This window comes from Candidatus Dedyshia acidiphila (assembly GCF_051025295.1).
Taxonomy (GTDB): domain Bacteria; phylum Acidobacteriota; class Terriglobia; order Terriglobales; family Acidobacteriaceae; genus KBS-83.
The window spans coordinates 40,102-55,975 of the sequence record NZ_JBMGJV010000018.1; the positions used below are offsets into that span (position 1 = coordinate 40,102).

General features: G+C 65.8%; 16 protein-coding genes. 13 read left to right on the top strand and 3 right to left on the bottom strand.

Going from position 1 to position 15,874, the window contains the following annotated elements:
- Positions 1–125: 125 nt before the first annotated feature.
- Entirely contained in the window at positions 126–788 is a 663-nt protein-coding gene (locus tag AC5IJH_RS09475; RefSeq protein WP_491902571.1) for an MBL fold metallo-hydrolase, read from the top strand.
- A gap of 87 nt (positions 789–875) precedes the next feature.
- The gene (locus AC5IJH_RS09480) at positions 876–1,088 is read left to right on the top strand and encodes a hypothetical protein (RefSeq protein ID WP_491902592.1); all 213 of its coding nucleotides are present in this window, start codon (positions 876–878) and stop codon (positions 1,086–1,088) included.
- A 36-nt stretch (positions 1,089–1,124) separates the two neighbouring features.
- On the opposite strand, the gene AC5IJH_RS09485 is transcribed toward AC5IJH_RS09480, so the two are convergent.
- Positions 1,125–2,333 (bottom strand): pyridoxal phosphate-dependent aminotransferase, encoded by a 1,209-nt coding sequence (locus AC5IJH_RS09485; RefSeq protein ID WP_491902572.1) that lies wholly within the window; start codon positions 2,331–2,333, stop codon positions 1,125–1,127.
- Between the two features lie 23 nt (positions 2,334–2,356).
- Here AC5IJH_RS09485 and AC5IJH_RS09490 point away from each other — a divergent pair, with 23 nt between their 5' ends.
- Together AC5IJH_RS09490 and ribB are read left to right on the top strand one after the other, a co-directional pair.
- Positions 2,357–3,040, top strand: a complete 684-nt coding sequence (locus AC5IJH_RS09490) for an HAD family hydrolase (protein ID WP_491902573.1) — start codon at positions 2,357–2,359, stop codon at positions 3,038–3,040.
- A gap of 151 nt (positions 3,041–3,191) precedes the next feature.
- Entirely contained in the window at positions 3,192–4,379 is a 1,188-nt protein-coding gene (gene ribB / locus AC5IJH_RS09495) for a 3,4-dihydroxy-2-butanone-4-phosphate synthase (protein ID WP_491902574.1), read from the top strand.
- A gap of 21 nt (positions 4,380–4,400) precedes the next feature.
- Here the strand turns inward: ribB and AC5IJH_RS09500 are convergent, their stop codons facing one another.
- Together AC5IJH_RS09500 and AC5IJH_RS09505 are read right to left on the bottom strand one after the other, a co-directional pair.
- Entirely contained in the window at positions 4,401–5,144 is a 744-nt protein-coding gene (locus AC5IJH_RS09500; RefSeq protein ID WP_491902575.1) for an SDR family oxidoreductase, read from the bottom strand.
- A 141-nt stretch (positions 5,145–5,285) separates the two neighbouring features.
- On the bottom strand, positions 5,286–5,513 hold the full coding sequence (locus tag AC5IJH_RS09505) for a hypothetical protein (RefSeq protein ID WP_491902576.1): 228 nt from the start codon (positions 5,511–5,513) through the stop codon (positions 5,286–5,288).
- A 420-nt stretch (positions 5,514–5,933) separates the two neighbouring features.
- Here AC5IJH_RS09505 and AC5IJH_RS09510 point away from each other — a divergent pair, with 420 nt between their 5' ends.
- From AC5IJH_RS09510 to AC5IJH_RS09550, 9 genes are all read left to right on the top strand, one after another.
- A complete protein-coding gene (locus tag AC5IJH_RS09510) occupies positions 5,934–6,326 on the top strand; it encodes a hypothetical protein (protein WP_491902577.1) in 393 nt (130 codons plus the stop codon).
- 131 nt (positions 6,327–6,457) lie between these two features.
- Positions 6,458–6,703, top strand: a complete 246-nt coding sequence (locus AC5IJH_RS09515; RefSeq protein WP_491902578.1) for a YtxH domain-containing protein — start codon at positions 6,458–6,460, stop codon at positions 6,701–6,703.
- Between the two features lie 146 nt (positions 6,704–6,849).
- Positions 6,850–7,479, top strand: coding sequence for a YkgJ family cysteine cluster protein (locus AC5IJH_RS09520; protein WP_491902579.1), 630 nt, complete (start codon positions 6,850–6,852; stop codon positions 7,477–7,479).
- Positions 7,480–7,836: 357 nt separating this feature from the next.
- Positions 7,837–8,097 (top strand): helix-turn-helix domain-containing protein, encoded by a 261-nt coding sequence (locus AC5IJH_RS09525; RefSeq protein ID WP_491902580.1) that lies wholly within the window; start codon positions 7,837–7,839, stop codon positions 8,095–8,097.
- A gap of 210 nt (positions 8,098–8,307) precedes the next feature.
- Positions 8,308–9,576 (top strand): WecB/TagA/CpsF family glycosyltransferase, encoded by a 1,269-nt coding sequence (locus tag AC5IJH_RS09530; RefSeq protein WP_491902581.1) that lies wholly within the window; start codon positions 8,308–8,310, stop codon positions 9,574–9,576.
- Positions 9,577–9,646: 70 nt separating this feature from the next.
- Positions 9,647–11,014: an O-antigen ligase family protein gene (locus AC5IJH_RS09535; protein WP_491902582.1), complete on the top strand. Its 1,368-nt coding sequence runs from the start codon at positions 9,647–9,649 to the stop codon at positions 11,012–11,014.
- Complete coding sequence (locus tag AC5IJH_RS09540; RefSeq protein WP_491902583.1) at positions 11,005–12,378, top strand: glycosyltransferase family 2 protein; 1,374 nt, start codon at positions 11,005–11,007, stop codon at positions 12,376–12,378. The genes AC5IJH_RS09535 and AC5IJH_RS09540 overlap by 10 nt, the downstream gene beginning before the upstream one ends.
- Before the next feature lie 113 nt (positions 12,379–12,491).
- Positions 12,492–13,541: a polysaccharide biosynthesis/export family protein gene (locus tag AC5IJH_RS09545; RefSeq protein ID WP_491902584.1), complete on the top strand. Its 1,050-nt coding sequence runs from the start codon at positions 12,492–12,494 to the stop codon at positions 13,539–13,541.
- Between the two features lie 134 nt (positions 13,542–13,675).
- Positions 13,676–15,868 carry a GumC family protein gene (locus tag AC5IJH_RS09550; protein ID WP_491902585.1) on the top strand — a complete coding sequence of 731 codons (2,193 nt, stop codon included), beginning with the start codon at positions 13,676–13,678 and terminating at the stop codon, positions 15,866–15,868.
- The last annotated feature ends 6 nt before the right edge of the window (positions 15,869–15,874 follow it).

Below are 15,874 nucleotides of genomic sequence, written 5' to 3' on the forward strand. Positions count from 1 at the left end.
CCGACGTGATGTGCTGTTTATACCCGCTCCCCCTTCAAGCCGACGCCGTGCAATTGGTAACGTCGCAGTAATGCAGCGCTGTTACTGAGTCACGTTTGGCACTGGCTGCGAGCTACCATCGAGGCATGCCGAGTGATGTGCTGCGTGAAACCTTCCCCGTCGGTCCGCTGCGTTGCAACTGCACGATTCTGGCGAATGCGGAGACCCGCGAAGCCATCGTGATCGACCCGGGTGACGACCTGCCGGACATCCTGGCGCGACTGGCCCGCCGCCATTTGACGGTGCGGCAGATCGTCGTCACCCACGCCCACATCGACCACATTGGCGGGGCTGCGCAACTCCGCCGCGTCACGGGCGCTCCGGTGCTGTTCCACCAGGCGGACCTGCCTCTGGTCGCCATGCTCGATGTGCAGGCGGGCTGGCTGGGTGTGCCGGTACCTGAAAAGCTCTCCCCCGATAGCAGTGCCGAGGACGGCACCTCCGCCGGGATCGAGGGCCTGCCCGCGGAGGTCATCCACACCCCGGGGCATACGCCGGGCAGCATCTGCCTTCATTTCCCAAAGCAGGAATTGCTGCTGGCCGGGGACACGCTTTTTGCCGGCACCGTCGGCCGGACCGATCTCCCGGGTGGCGACACGCAGGCTCTGCTCCGGTCGCTGCACACCCGCCTGCTGCCCCTGCCGGAGGCGACCCTCGTTGTGCCAGGCCACGGCGAAGAGACCACCCTAGCCACGGAACGCGAGACGAACCCCTTCCTGCAGCCGCAGTACCGCCCCAGCCGCGACTGAGTGTCGCATGGCACGTTGCGGGTATAGTTCAGTCCCCGTTGAATGCATACCCTACCTCTTATGCCCCTTGCCGATCACGTTGAGGTTATGAGTTGGACGACCGATCCTAGTGGACTCAGAACCTTTGGTTGGGTATCTGTCTCAATCGAAGCTGCCCTTCGCAAGCGAGAGTCCAAGTGTCGCTGTGTTGAATGTCACCAGCCAGTCAGACTCCACCAGGATCGAGTCGGCATCGTTGCATCTCATCCCGAGCACCTCAAGCGGAACCCAGCTTGTAGGCTTAGCGATCGCTTGCGTTAGCTGCAGCCGCAGGACCGCCGCAGCCCCGGCTGAGCGTCAGGTGCTGGGCATCGCAGCAAGCATCTCGCGCACGCCGTCGCGGAACACAACCAGCTCCGGCAGCAGGCTGATCACCAGCCGGTTCGACTCGGCAAAACCGAAGAAGCTGCCTGCATGGACCGCCACCCCTCGCTCTGTCACCAGCCGGGTGGCAAGTGCATCGCCGTCCTCCGATGGCGGCGTGCGCAGCACCGCGTACCAGCCGCCCTCCGCAGCCAGTCGCGTCATGCCGTGTACCTCCGCGATCGCGTCATCGAGCACCGCAAGGTTCGCAGCCACGCGCTCCCGGATCTGCTGCTGCATGGCTCCTCGCCCAACCAGCCACCCCGGCAATGCGTGTTGGACGGGCGCATTCATCGAGAGAAAGGTGTCCGCGATAATCTCGAGCCGCCGCATCGCTTCGCGCCTCTGCTCTTCCAGCCCGCCGCAGATGATCCACGACGCCTTCATCTGCGGCAGCGCAGCCACCTTGCTCAGTCCACTCAAGACGAAGATCAGTGCGTCGGACTCGTTCCCTGCAAACGTGTGCGGCGTGCCCCCACGCCCTGGCCACGAATAGTCGAGGAACACCTCGTCGACGATCAGCGCGAGCTCGCGCTCCCGGCAAAAAGCGATCAGCGCCTCGCGCTCGGCGGCCGCAGTGTAGTGGCCGGTGGGATTGTTGGGATGAACGAGGATCACCGCTCGAGTGCGCGGCGTCACCTGCTGAGCCAGCCCGTACAGATCGAGGTGCCACCCCGGGTCACCTGCCGGATCGAACAGCATGGGAAACGGCGTCAGCCGCACATCGTCGATCGTCGCCAGCAGGTCGAACAGCGGATAGCTGGGCTGCGCGATCAGCACCTCGTCGCCCGGATCGCAGAGCAGGCGGAACAGCCAACTGTAACCTTCGCTGGTGCTTGTCGTGAGCACGATGCTGTCCGGGTCGACCGGCGCTCCGTGATCGCCGTAGTAGCGAGCCACCGCTGCCCGCGCGTGCGCCATGCCGCGCGGATCAGGATCGTAGTGCCGCGCTCCCTCGGCCGCGAGCGCATCCAGCAGGTCGTCGGCATAGCGGAAGCCGCAGTGCGTCGGATTTGACGCCGTCAGGTCGAGCACCCGCAGCCCGGCGGCTCGTCGCTCCGCCAGCGCCCGCGACCACGCCGTCTCCTCCTCCGCCCAGCCTGTCCTTGCCGCGAATCGCACGTGGCCTTCCCCTGTCGGCATACCCGTAATTGCATAATAGAGAGGTGACTGCGAACGACTCTCCTGCTGCCCTCGCAACGGTTCCAAAGGCTGTCATCTTCGACTTCGGCAAGGTGCTCAGCGAACTGCCCGACGCCGACGCGCACACCGGGCTCGTGACCACGGCAGGCGTCACGGACGAGGTCTTCGAAGAGCACTACTGGGCGCATCGCCACGACTACGACGCTGGCACGCTGAACGCGCACACTTACTGGCAGAAGGTGGCCGAGGGCGCAGGCTTCGACCTGACACCGGAGCGGCTCGCCGCCTTCCATCACTACGACTCGCTGATGTGGGCCAACCTCAACGCCGCCATGCTGCACTGGGCGACGGAGCTGCAGGCGGCCGGCATCAAGACCGCGATCCTCTCGAACATGGGCGAGGTCAACCTCGCCTACATGCGCGAAAACTTCCCTTGGCTCGCGCAGTTCACGCACCTCACGTGGTCCTGCGAGCTGCGCACGGCCAAACCAGATCCCGCAATCTATCAGCACACGCTCGAGCGGCTCGGGGTGGCGCCAAGCGAAGCGATCTTCATCGACGACCTGCCCCGCAACATCGATGCGGCGCGCGCCCTCGGCATCGACGCCATCCTGTTCACTTCGGTCGCCGACTTGCGCCGCGAGCTCGAGGCACGCGGCCTCGCCGGCCGCCTGCCCCTGCCAGAGCTCCAGAACGACCCCGCCTAGCCCGGCTCAGCCGATGCGCTGCGGAAGAAGGCGGCAGGGCTGACGTTCGCTCACCCAGCAAAGTTTGCACTTCTGGCGGGTGCCGCTGCATCCTCACTCCAGCACCAGTGAGCACTAGTACCGCACTCATCCGCTTCGCCAGGAGCAATCCATGCCGCATCCTCCCTTTATCGACGTCCCCGGAGCCATCGCCGAAATTCAGGCCGGCCGCATGATCGTGGTTGTCGATGACGAGGACCGCGAGAACGAGGGCGACCTTACCCTCGCCGCCGAGTTCGTCACGCCGGAGGCGATCAACTTCATGGCGAAGTATGGACGCGGCCTCATCTGCCTCACCCTGACCGAAGATCGCGCCGACTACCTGCGGCTGCCGCCCATGACGCAGGAGAACACCTCCCGTTTTGGCACCGCGTTCACGGAGAGCATCGAAGCACGCGAGGGTGTCACCACCGGCATCTCGGCTGCGGATCGCGCGCACACGATCCGCGTCGCCATCGACCCGACCAGCACCGCTGCCGACCTCGCGCGGCCCGGCCACATCTTCCCGCTGCGCGCGCGCAAAGGCGGCGTGCTGGTGCGCGCCGGGCAGACAGAAGCGTCAGTCGATCTCGCGCGCATGGCCGGGCTGATTCCCGCCGGTGTCATCTGCGAGATCATGAACGACGACGGCACCATGGCGCGCGTGCCCGACCTTGAGCGCTTCTGCACCGAGCATGGCCTGCGCATGCTCACCGTCGCCGAGATGATCCGTTACCGGCTGCGGCACGAGCGCTACATTCACCGCGTCGCCCAGTCGCCGATCCACACCCGCTACGGGGACTTCACGCTGATCGCCTATGAGAGTGAAGTGGACGGCGGGGAGAGTCACATGGCGCTGGTCCGCGGACCGCTCGACCCCACCTCCGAAGCGCCCACACTGGTGCGGGTGCACTCGCACTGCCTCTCCGGCGACATCTTCGGCGCAACCACCTGCGACTGCCGCGAGCTGCTCGAGCGCTCACTCGAACGCATTGCTGCCGCGGGCCGAGGCGCGCTCATCTACCTGCACAACAACAGCCCGGGCTTCGAACTCGACCGGCGCGAGCAGCCGGCCCGCATCCAGCTGCACCGCGACACCCGCGCGCGTGAGATGCACCCGGACCCGGCGCACGAGGAGCGCCAGCAGCGCGTTCTGCGCAATGTCGGCATCGGCGGCCAGATCCTGGCAGATCTCAACATTCGCAAGATCCGGCTGCTCACCAACACGCCGACACACGTGCCTGCGCTTGAGGGCTTCGATCTTGAAATCGTCGAGCAGGTGCCACTGCTCGACGCCAAGCCGCTGCTACCTGCGAAGTAGCCCGAGCAGCGGCCTGACCCACTACCAGGGGACGACCCCGTGCCGGTCGAAGTAGCCGCCGGTTGGCCCGTCTGCTGGCACTTGCGCGAGCCGCACGATCGCCTCGCTGCCCTCTTCGATGGTCTGCGTGCCCTGGTTGCCGTTCATATCGGTCGCCGTGTAGCCAGGGTCGGCGGCATTCACCTTGATCGGCGTGTCGCGAAGCTCCCAGGCGAGGTGAATCGTGAACATATTCAACGCAGCCTTCGAGGTGTTGTAGCCCAGCGGCTTGATCCCGGCAAACGCCCAGTTTGGATCCGCGTTCTGCGTCAGCGAACCGAGCCCGCTCGAGACATTCACAATGCGCCCGGCGGGAGACTTGCGCAGCAACGGCAACATCGCCTGCGTCACCGCGATCGGTCCGTAGAGGTTGGTCCGCAGCGTCCGCTCGAGCACGTCGAGTTGCACTGTGCTGGGCGCGCCATCGGCACCGAGATCGGCAATGCCGGCATTGTTGACCAGAACATCCAGACGCCCATACTGCTCGCGCACGACCTCAGCCGCGGCTCTGATCGATGCCTCGTTGTTCACATCGATGGTGAGCGGTTCCACCGTCGCGCCAGTCGCCTGCAGGCGCTTGGCTGCTTCCTGTCCGCGCCCCGTGTCCCTGGCGCCGAGCAGCACCAGGTACCCGACGGCACCCAACTGCCGCGCGACCTCAAATCCGATTCCTTTGTTGGCCCCGGTGATCAGGGCGATCCGCTTCCCATCGCTCTTTTCTGGCATGTGACTCTCCCGCGCGAGTACTGGCGCTTGGTAGTCGATGCTCGCCGCGTCCCCGCCGGACCAGGATTCGTTGACGCAAAAACGAAGACGCCACCCGGAGGGGGTGGCGTCTGTCGCAATTCTGATTGCGTGTGCTGCCGCTTAGAGCGTGGACTCGATCTCGAAACCCCAGGCCTCAAGCAGCGACTCCGGGATGTACTTCGAGTTCTTGTTGCGGCGCGCCCACTCACGAAGGCGGGTCGAACGGACGTACTGGTCCGGTGTCAGCTTGAACTCCTTCACGACCTGTTCAAACGAAGTCACCGTAGGGACGACGGGACCGATCGGCTCCGGCTTGCCCCAATTTGGATTTCCGCGACGCTTTGCCATTTCTCTGTTGTTCCTCAGCGTGGAGAAGATTTAGGACCGGAACCCGGCCGTTTTCTGGCCTCGGCACTCTAGCGTGGTGCCCTTCCCCTGATCCTCTAAAATCATAGCGCATTTTTGCCCAAATATCAAACGCAGGCAAGGACTTAGCTGCTCTTCTACCCAGGCCTGGTGAAGCCCCGGAACGTCCTCCTGCACATGCTTCGCGGCAACCCCGGGAGCCTTCCCCGGCTCTCACCTTCAGCAGAGTACCAACTCATTACTGGACCGGTGACCCTCAGCACTCTCGACCGCGACCGCCCGGACCTTCCTACAACCTGTGTGCGATTCTCCGATGCTGCCAACCCGAGTGAACCTAGGAAGGCAACAGGAACCAGAGAAGGCACCTGTCGCCCTTGAACCCCCGACCCTGGAGTGACGCGCATGGAAACGACCTACCGCCGGTTCCGCCTTCTGATCTACTTCGCCGCTTTCATGCTGGTCATGTCGCTTTGCTTCGTCTACGCCGAACCAGTCCCGCACGCCGCCACCCCGCTGCTGTTCGCAACCAGCCCGCAGCACGCCTCGTTCCTGGCGTCGTCGACAGCTGAGCCGAGCTTCGATCCTGCGGCCCTGCGCAACACCCTCACCCCGGGCGTCTCGCCCGCCCTGCTCGATCAGCTGGAGCAGGCCGCTCATCCGCACCACGGACTCTTCCACCGCTCGCATCGCAGCGTGCCTCACTTCAGCCCTGCCACGCCCGGTACTGAATCCTCGGGGCTGAGCACCGGTTCCGTCGCACCCGCGCCGCCTGCCGAAGTCCTCCAGACTCGATAATCCCTCGGGGCACAACCCCTCCCCCGGCGTACCCTTCTTACACAAAGATTCCGGTCACGAGATCCGGCCGCGGCAGAGGCGCATCTGCGCTGATTCACACCGCGCGCTGACATACACAAGGAGGAATGCCGATGTTCAAGGTTCTGACAGTCTTTTCAATTGGGGTAGCGACAGGTGCGGCCGTAGCACTCGCGTACGCTCCCCGGACCGGTGACAAGACCCGCAAGCAGTGGAAGCGCAAACTGGGTGACACTAGCGAGTACCTGCGCGACACGGCCGACGATTTCGGCAAGCACGCGACAAAGGTCTACAGCCAGGCAGACAAGATCGCGAACAAGGTCTCGAAGTCAGCCAATCGCTTCGCTGAGTCCTTCTAGCAAAATCTTCTAATTACCGCTGTCCTCGAACCCGGTGCGCCGCGCTGCGGCGCGGGCGCACCGGCCGGGTACGCACCCCTTCACATCCCGGCGCCCACATTCCCCGTTCAGTCCAAAGCACCAATGCTTCATGCGATCCTGCTGGGATGGCCGCCGACCCGACCCATACATTTCACGGACAGGACCACGCCTTCGTCCAACTCGTGGATGGCGCGTTCGTGACGTCCGCAACGCGTGCCGGCAGCCATGTCGCATGCCGCCCCGGGTGTACGCAGTGCTGTGTCGGGGTCTTCCCTGTCGGACCTGCAGATGTCCTCCGCATCCAGACCGCGCTTGTCGTTATCGAGAACACCGATCCGGAGCGCCTCGCGCGCATTCGTGAGCGCGGCCGCGCTTCCTGGGCAAGGCTCGAGCCCGACTTTCCAGGGGATCCCGCGACGGGGCGGCTCATGCTCGATCCCAAAACGGGAATTGAGACGGATGACTTCGCTGGTTTCGGCAATGATGAACCGTGCCCGATCCTTGACCCAACGAGCGGCACCTGTGACCTTTATGCAGCGCGGCCGCACACCTGCCGAATCTTTGGCCTGCCACTGCCCACTGAGGGCGGGTATGGCGTGTGCGAACTCTGCTTCACCGCAGCAAGTTCTGCCGAGATAGCGTCTGCAGCACTGCCGGAGTCCGTCACCGACACGCCAGAGGCATTGGACCAGCTGGCAATCAACGCTGGCGCCGCGCCCGGATTGACCGTCTTGTCATACGTCGTGATCCGGTGATTTGGCATCTCAACTACTGCTTGTCATTCTGCGGGCAACCCCTTGCAATCATCCTCAGACAATGAAGTCTTTACACGGCCGGCTGGCCTGAGGCAGAGCAGCCGGGCGGGCGTTGCTGCGGCCCATTTCCTGATGGAAGCTCTGCTATCTAGCCTGCCAGCCACTCGGGCGACCCAGCCCGGGCGTTCTCCTCGAGTGGCGCAACCCTCAAAAGCCCTAGCTTCCTCGTTACTTCTGCGCAAAGCAGGTGACTTTCCGGGTACCAAAGCTCTGTGCAAGTTCTTACAAGTTCGTTGTACGTTTGGGTCCATTGCCGATGTATTGAGTACAAGCAAAGCTTGAGCGAGGCGCGTAAAAGTGAAGGTCGACGAGAGATCTATTTACCCGAATCTGAAGCTGACAATCTACAAGACAGGAATTCGCCAGAATCGCCTGGCCAAGATGGTAGGCATCCACGAGGCGTACCTGAGCCGGATCGTCAATGGAACGCGCGAGCCAGGGGATTCCCTCCGCCGCTCAATTGCCGACGCCCTGCAGTGCGATCCCGACTGGCTCTTCGAACGCGAGAAGGTCGTCGCCTTCCCTGCCCTGCTGCGGGAGAACCGCCAAGCCTCCTGAGTTTTCGTCGCGGCAGGGGGCTCTCACGAGCCGGCGCCCTGCCGGTCCTCTCCCAAGCGACTCCGTCTCCCAGCCGGCAGATCAGACCGGAAGGTGACGCACTGGACCGCCACCCTGCTCGCTGGTACCGGCGAGGCTGTCGTCCTCACTCTGTCCCTCATGACCTTTGTTTTTGTCCTGGGTTGTTCTACTGAAGAGGAAATACGCGTGATGCAGCCTTGGTTTGGCACTCGTCCGGTCGCGGTTCTCGGTGTGCCGGTGGACAATGTTTCGACTCGTGAGGTGCTCGACCGCATCGATGAGTGGGTCGCCGCCGGCGACTTTCATCAGATCGCCACGGCCAACACGGATTTTGTTCTGCACGCCGTGCATGACGATGAATTGCGAGAGATCCTGCACCGCTGCGATCTGGTGCTGCCGGATGGCATGCCGCTGGTCTGGGCATCCCGTGCTATGGGCGCGCCGCTGCGGGAGCGCGTGACCGGGGTCGACCTGGTGCCGGAGATTGCCGCCCGTGCTGCCGACCACGGCTACCGTCTGTTCCTGCTGGGCAGCACGCCCGAGAGCCTGGCCGGGGCCGCTGCTGCGCTCTGCGCGCGCTACCCAAAACTCGAGATCGCCGGCACCCTGGCGCCGCCCCATACCTCGCTCGAAGCGATGGACCACGCGGCCATCCTGGACGAAATCGAGCGCGCCCGGCCCGATATTCTGCTGGTTGCCTTTGGCAACCCGAAGCAGGAGAAGTGGATTTCCATGCATCGCCGGCGGTTGGCGGTTCCTGTCTCGATTGGGGTCGGTGGCAGTTTTGACTTGCTGGCGGGGCAGATGTCCCGTGCGCCCGAGTGGATGCAGCGTTCGGGGCTCGAATGGCTGTTTCGCACCTTTCAGGAGCCGCGACGCCTGCTGCGGCGTTACAGCGGCAACGCCTCCGGTCTGATTCGGCATCTGCCTTTCGAGATGGGTCTTTACCAAATGCAAAGACGGCAGGACCGACTGGCGCAGCTTCGCGTTGAGGTCGGGGAGGGAGTGGCGCTGCTGCAGCTGTCCGGCGACGGCGCCGGGCCTGTGGTCGAGCGCCTCGGTGGCGCCCTGGCCGACGCCTTTGCCGAAGGCCGGCATGTCGTGCTCGATCTATCGGACGCCAGCTATCTCGGGCCGGACGCCGTGGGACTGCTGATCCGCGCTCTGCGCTGGGCAACGCTGCTCGGACGCGAGGTCTGGCTGACCGGCATGCCCCCCGCGCTCGCCCGGGTCGTGCGGAGCGCGCGTCTCGGCCACGCACTGCGTGTGGCGCCGGGCGTGCCCGATGCGCTGCGACGGCTTGAGCCGGCAGCGCCCGGCTGGTCGCCGACCGGAAATGAGCGCGTGCTCGCCTTCCGCCCCCAGGCAGTTCCGGCATCTCCGGCCCATGCCTTTCGGTCCAGGGTGCAGGGTACTTCCGCTATGACCCCGGCACCAGACGAGTATGTCGGCCGGTAGCGAAACCGCCCTACACTGGCAATATTTTTAGCCCCTTGCTGTACGACGGCTCCTGTTCTACGGAATCCCTATGCTGGCACTACTGCTCACACTCGGATGTCTCGCTGCCCTGATCGCGCTCTGGCGCGTCGGGCCGGAGCGTGCCGTGCTGGCGGTGATTCTGCCGCTGATGATGCTCTGGCCCTATGGCAGCGGGTTCCGCTTCAAGGGCGTCGAGATCGACCCGTTCATGCTGGCCATCGTCCCCGTTGCACTGGCGCTCGCCTGGAAGTACCGCTCGCGCTGGCAGCACACGGTCACGGATCTGCTGGTCTTCGCCTATGCGCTGAGCACGATGATGTCGAACTGGAACTCGGATGGGCAGTCGGCCGGCCTCGCGCTCGGCACCGCTACCCTGCTCGCCTGCGTTCCGCCCTACATCATCGGCAAGGTAGGCATCGAGCAGGCGGGGTTGCGGGTCAGCTGGATCAAGCGTTTTGTGACGCTGGCGTTTGCCGTGTCGCTGCTCTCGGTCTACGAGTACCGGATGGAGCGCGACTGGTTCCGCGAGATCGCGGACCGCCTCTTCGAACACAAGACCCACCTCGTGATGCAGTTCCGCTGGGGCTATGGCCGCATCTCCGGGCCCTACACCCATCCCATCCTGGCCGACTGCATTCTGCTGAGCGCCCTGATGTTCGCTGTCTGGATCTCGAGTCGGAAGCTGTGGGAGAACAAGTTCCGCAGACTCGAGTTTCTGCCCGGGCGCAAGGCCACCTACCTGCTCGTCGGTCTCGCAGCGGGCGTCTGGATGACCCAGTCACGTGGTCCGTGGCTGGCCGGCGCCTTCGGCATCCTGCTGGTGATCGCGGCGCGGGCGCGGCGGCAGAAGCGGGCTCTCTTCTATGTCACGCTGGTCTCGATCGTGCTGGCGGGTATCTTCTATGTCGTCCTGAATCGCTACACCGCTGTCAATCACGCGGCGGGCAGCATGGATCAGCAGAACGCCCAGTACCGGCGCCTTCTGCTGGTCAACTACACACCCGAAATCATGCGGGGCGGCTGGCTGGGCTTCGGCCTCCACTTCCCCATCGTCGATGGTCAGGATTCGATCGACAACGAGTACCTCAACATCACGCTGACCCAGGGCTTCCTCGGGCTGACCATCTTCGTCCTGCTCATCCTGGGGACATCCGCGCGGCTGCTGCGCGTGGCGCTGACGACGCGCGACCGGACGGATGCCTCGTTTGCCATCTGCCTGCTCGGCATCTTTGTCACGCTGGCGCTCAGTATCACGACCGTCTTTCTGGGTGCGCAGACCTACACGCTCTTCTTCCTTCTGGTGGGCTGGTCGCAGGCGCTGCGCCCCCGTCCGGCCGTCGCGCCCGCTCTTCAGCCGGCAGTCGCTCCCCTTGCGCCGTCCTCGCTGCGGTACCAGTACCGCAGGGTGTGGAGTTAGTTATGGCCTCGCCTCTCCTCATGTCCGCTCTGGCTGCCGCACTGCCGGCCTCCGTGCGGGCTGTCCTGTCCGGCCGCGTCGTCGAGATCGCCGCGATCACCCTGGTCGCCGTCACCGCGCCGACGGTGCTCGAACTCGGCCTGGTCACGCTGGCGGCGCTTGGCGCCGGGCGGTTCCGGTCCGCATCGCGCTTGCCAGGAGCTGTTGCCGCTGGCTCAGCCACCCCGCTCACCCGCCTGACCGTGGTCGTGCCCGCGCACAATGAAGAGGCTCTGCTCGGTCGCTGTGTGTTCAGTCTGCGGCAGGATCTCCCGGCCCATGGCCGGGTGCTGGTGATCGCCCACAATTCGAACGACGGCACGGCCCAGGTGGCGCGCACGGCGGGCGCCGATGTGCTCGTCCTGAAGGACGCGGGCCGCGAGGGCAAAGGGGCCGCGCTGCGCGCCGGCTTTGAGCGCGCGATCGCCGACGGGGCCGAGGTGCTGGCCGTGGTCGATGCCGATTCGATCGTGCGCCCCGGGTTCTCGGCGGCTGTGCTCGACGCAGTCCACAGCGGCGCCGAAGCCTTCCAGGCGCGGTACGTAGTGCGCGGCAGCGGTCCCCGCTCGCGTCTCACGGCGCTTGGCTTTCTGGGCTTCAATGTCGTCCGGCCACGCGGCCGGTCGCAGCTCGGGCTCTCGTCGGGCATCTTCGGCAACGGCTTCGGGATGCGCGCGGATGTGCTCGCCCGCGTGCCGTACGCGGCCAGCTCCGTGGTCGAAGATCTCGAATACCACCTCCGGCTGGTCGAGCAGGGCGTACGCGTAGAGTTCCTCGAGGCCGCGACGGTCGCGAGCGAGCTGCCGACCCGGGGCGATGCCGCACGGTCGCAGCGCGCCCGCTGGGAAGGTGGCCGGCTGCGCATGGTGCAGGTCTGGATGCCGCGCCTGCTCGGTCGCCTGCTGCGCACCGGCTCGCCGCGGCTGATCGAGCCTGCGCTCGAACTGGGAACGCTGCCGCTCGCCACGGCCGTGCCGCTGCTGGCCCTGGCACTGTTCCTGCCCCTCGGCTGGGCAGCCAACTACGCGCTCTTGGGCTTCGCCATCCTCTCGCTGCATGTCGGTCTGGCGGCCGCCGAAGGTCAAAGCGGCTGGGAGGTGGTGCGCACGCTGGCCGCCGTCCCCGGCTACATCCTGTGGAAGCTGCTGCTGGTGCCGCGGACGCTGCTCTCGGCGCGCACGGACGCAAGCTGGGTGCGCACCGAGCGGGAGGCCGTCACGCTGCCTTTCCCGGCGCCGGTCGAAAGCCTACCCGCCGCCCGGGCTGTCAACGAAGGTCCACGGGGCCCGCGTCCGCTGCCGCCCGTGGCCAAGGTGCGCTCATGACCCGGGGCCGGTCTTCGAAGTTTCCTGCTGTGTCGCTTCCTGCTGTTTACCGGATGGTGTTCGGGGCCTGCCCCCGCCACCCTCTCCCACGTGTCTCTAGGAGTGTCAACCCCATGACGGCTCACCGCTCACCGAACCTCTCTGCTTTGGCCAGCCTCCTGCTCGCCACCACCGCTCTCGGCCTGCCAGCGCTGGCCCAGGTGCCGACGACCGCGCCCGGCGCGGCTGCCGCTGCCGGGACCACCAGTGGCGCGAGCACGACGACACCCGAGCTCAAGCAGAACCCGATGACCCAGCTCCGGGCCTTCGAGCCGTCCGCGAGCGAGGAGTACCAGCTCGGCGGCGGGGACGAGATCACGCTCGAGTTCCCGGGCCGTCCCGAGTTGTCGGGCAAGCACACGGTCGGGCCGGACGGGCGGATCACGCTGCCGATGGCGGGAGCGATCCAGGTGGGTGGCCTCAGCCGTGAGCAGGCCGGCAAGGCGATCGAGCAGGCGATGGACAAGTACTACACCAGCGTGACCTGCATCGTGGGTGTGGACAAGTACGGGTCGAACCGGGTGCTGGTCACGGGCTACGTCGAACACCCGGGCATCCTCTACTTCGACCAGACACCGACGCTGCTCGAGGCAATCACGCGCGCCGGGCTGATCCGGCCGCCGGTGGGTGCGGGGCGGACGATCGACAACCCCATTCCTGAGCGGGTGGCGATCTATCGCGGCAGCGACGAGGCCATGTGGGTGGATGTGCAGAGCCTGCTGGCTAAGGGCAGCTCGATGGCGGACATGCGTCTTCGCCGCAACGACACCGTGTTCGTGCCGAACGATCAGGACCGCTTCGTCTCCGTGCTGGGCGAGGTCATGCACCCGGGCGCGATCCAGCTGACCCACAACTCGACCCTGCCCTCGACCCTGGCCGAGGCGGGTGGGATCACCGAGAAGGCGGGTGGCAACCCGGAGATCCTGATCATCGATCCGACGACCGGCTCGAAGCGTCCGATTCGCTACAAGGAGCTGCTCAGCCCGACCGGTGCGCTCGAAGTCTCGCTCAAGCCGGGTGAGGTCATCTATGTGCCGCGCGGCGGACTGGCGAAGACCGGGTACGTCCTGCAGCAACTGGGCCCCTTGACCGGCGCCATGTACTTCGCCGGAACGATTCGCTAGATCCGGAGTAGAAAGACCCCCGGGGCAAGGAGCCCCGAAACGGAATCTGAACAGCGCGACACCATCTGAGCAGCCCGGGCAGCGATGCCCGGGACCAGCAGCTAAACACCAGGCAGGAGAGACGAGAGACCCCCATGAAGACCACATCCGAGACCGCCCTGACCCCCGTGGTATTCCCGCAGCGGCCTTCCCTGCCGCCGCCTGACCAGGAGACCCGCCGCCGCCCCATCCAACTGGTGGCCAGTCTGCGGCGTCACCGCACGCTGGTCAGCTGGGTGGTCGCGGTCATGCTGGTGCTCACCGGCTTCTATGCATGGCAGATGGGCGGCACCAGCTACACGGCGACCAGCTACGCGTATATCTCGCCCACCTTCCCGGCAACGCTGTCGACCGAGGCCAACCGCGAGCAGGATCGGCCGTACGAGAACTACATCGCCGACGAGGTCCAGACGGTCAGCCGTTACGACATCCTGGCCGCCGCGCTCCAGAAGCTCGCTCCCGGCACCTGGCAGCATCCCGGCGAGAGCCTCGGCTCGGCCGTGGCCCGGCTGCAGCACTCGCTTGACGTGGACCGCGTCGGCCAGACCTTCCAGATCAAGATCTCGCTGACCGCGCGCGACCCGGAGAAGGCCGCCGCCACCGTGAATGCGGTGACCGATGCCTTCGTCGCGAAGCAGCACAAGGACGAGTTCTACGGCCGCGACGAGCGGCTGGCCACGCTGCGCCAGGAGCGGATCAAGCTGCAGCAGGAGCTCGATGGACGCTCGGCGGATCAAGCGAAGCTGATGGAGCAGCTCGGTGTCGCCCAGGTCTCGACCGGTGACGATCCCGGCAACTCCTTTGACGAGCGCGTCCGCCGGCTGAACGAGACGCTGGCCCAGGCGAAGGCTGCCCGCATCGCCGCCGAGGCTCAGCTGCGCACCTACCGTGGCAAGGCGCTGACCGCCTTCGCCGCCGATTCGGCGACCACCGACGTCGGGCTCTCGACCATCCGCCAGAGCCTGAATACGCGGCGCGCGCAGTTGATGGCGCAGATGGGTCCGCTGACGCCGACCAACCCGCTCTACATCCAGGACGAGGCCGAGATCAAGGAGATCGACAAGCAGCTGGCATCGAGCGTGGGCAAGGCTGAGCAGACCATTGCCGACCGCAAGGAGCAGCAGTTCCAGGCAGAGCTCGATCGGGCTCGCTCGGTCGAGCAGCAGATCGCCGGTCAGTTGATGGCCGAGACTCACCAGGCCACCGCGGCAGCGCCGCGCTTCCAGCAGGCCAAGGAGATGGGCAAGGACATCCTGCGGCTAGAAGACAGCTACTCGGCAGTGAGCACGCGCATCCGCGACCTCGAACTCGAGGGCAGCTCGCCGGGCACCGTTCACCTCTCCTCGCCGGCGATCGTTCCGCTGATTCCGGCCAAGAACCATACGGTCATGTTCCTCCTCGCCGCGCTGTTTCTCTCGCTTGCCAGCGGTGTCGGCGTGGCGCTGGCTGCGGACGCAATCGATCCGTACGTCTACACCTCGAGCGATGTCGAGCACGTGATCGGCTTTCCGCCGATCGGGGTGCTGCTCGACCATGACGACTTCTCGAGCGAGGCCAGCGGCCAGTACCTCTTGCGGCTCGCTGGTGGCATCCAGCACGCCCGCAACACGGCCCAGGCGCGCACCTTCCTGTTCACCGCCACGGCACCCGAGAGCGGCACGACGACCATTGTCGAGAAGCTGGGGCGCCAGTTGCGCAACCTCGGCCTGAACACCCTGACCGTGGCCGCCACCAACATCGATGGCAAGATCGCCTACGTACGCAACGACGCAGCGCCGGCAGCCGAGCCCAACACCGGCCGCTATGCCGACAAGCTGCGCCGCGCCGCAGGCTCCGATCTTTCGGTGCACGTGCAGAACGGCCCGCTGACGGCCGGCAACCCGATCTACAGCGGCACGTTTGTCTCGCAGATCCTGAACGAGGTGAAGGACGACTACGACGTCGTGCTGATCGATGGCAGCCCGATCCTGATCTCGGCCGATACCGAGTACCTGGCCCGCGTGGCCGACGGCACGGTGTTGATCGTGCAGTCGGGGCGGACGACGCGCCACCAGCTCAACCGCGCGGCCAAGCTGCTCGAGCGGCTCGATGTGCCGGGCGTGGCCGTGGCGCTGAACCGGGTCACGCGTGACCGGGTGGACCCGGCGCTGGTGCGCGATGTGGAAGAGTTCCAGCGGCAACTGCGCAAGCAGCGCGGCTCGACGCTGGTGGCCACCGCGGCCCGTGCGCCCGAGGCAGCGCGCACCCGGGCCCCGGAGGCAGCGCACACCGAGACGGCCAGCGCGTAGGCGGAG

Excerpts from the sequence above, each read along its gene's own strand:
- AC5IJH_RS09535 (WP_491902582.1), top strand. The coding sequence starts at position 9,647 with ATGCTGGCACTACTGCTCACACTCGGATGTCTCGCTGCCCTGATCGCG.
- AC5IJH_RS09485 (WP_491902572.1), bottom strand. The coding sequence starts at position 2,333 with ATGCCGACAGGGGAAGGCCACGTGCGATTCGCGGCAAGGACAGGCTGG.
- AC5IJH_RS09545 (WP_491902584.1), top strand. The coding sequence starts at position 12,492 with ATGACGGCTCACCGCTCACCGAACCTCTCTGCTTTGGCCAGCCTCCTG.
- AC5IJH_RS09550 (WP_491902585.1), top strand. The coding sequence starts at position 13,676 with ATGAAGACCACATCCGAGACCGCCCTGACCCCCGTGGTATTCCCGCAG.
- AC5IJH_RS09510 (WP_491902577.1), top strand. The coding sequence starts at position 5,934 with ATGGAAACGACCTACCGCCGGTTCCGCCTTCTGATCTACTTCGCCGCT.
- AC5IJH_RS09530 (WP_491902581.1), top strand. The coding sequence starts at position 8,308 with ATGCAGCCTTGGTTTGGCACTCGTCCGGTCGCGGTTCTCGGTGTGCCG.
- AC5IJH_RS09475 (WP_491902571.1), top strand. The coding sequence starts at position 126 with ATGCCGAGTGATGTGCTGCGTGAAACCTTCCCCGTCGGTCCGCTGCGT.
- AC5IJH_RS09505 (WP_491902576.1), bottom strand. The coding sequence starts at position 5,513 with ATGGCAAAGCGTCGCGGAAATCCAAATTGGGGCAAGCCGGAGCCGATC.
- AC5IJH_RS09500 (WP_491902575.1), bottom strand. The coding sequence starts at position 5,144 with ATGCCAGAAAAGAGCGATGGGAAGCGGATCGCCCTGATCACCGGGGCC.
- AC5IJH_RS09515 (WP_491902578.1), top strand. The coding sequence starts at position 6,458 with ATGTTCAAGGTTCTGACAGTCTTTTCAATTGGGGTAGCGACAGGTGCG.
- ribB (WP_491902574.1), top strand. The coding sequence starts at position 3,192 with ATGCCGCATCCTCCCTTTATCGACGTCCCCGGAGCCATCGCCGAAATT.
- AC5IJH_RS09480 (WP_491902592.1), top strand. The coding sequence starts at position 876 with ATGAGTTGGACGACCGATCCTAGTGGACTCAGAACCTTTGGTTGGGTA.
- AC5IJH_RS09520 (WP_491902579.1), top strand. The coding sequence starts at position 6,850 with ATGGCCGCCGACCCGACCCATACATTTCACGGACAGGACCACGCCTTC.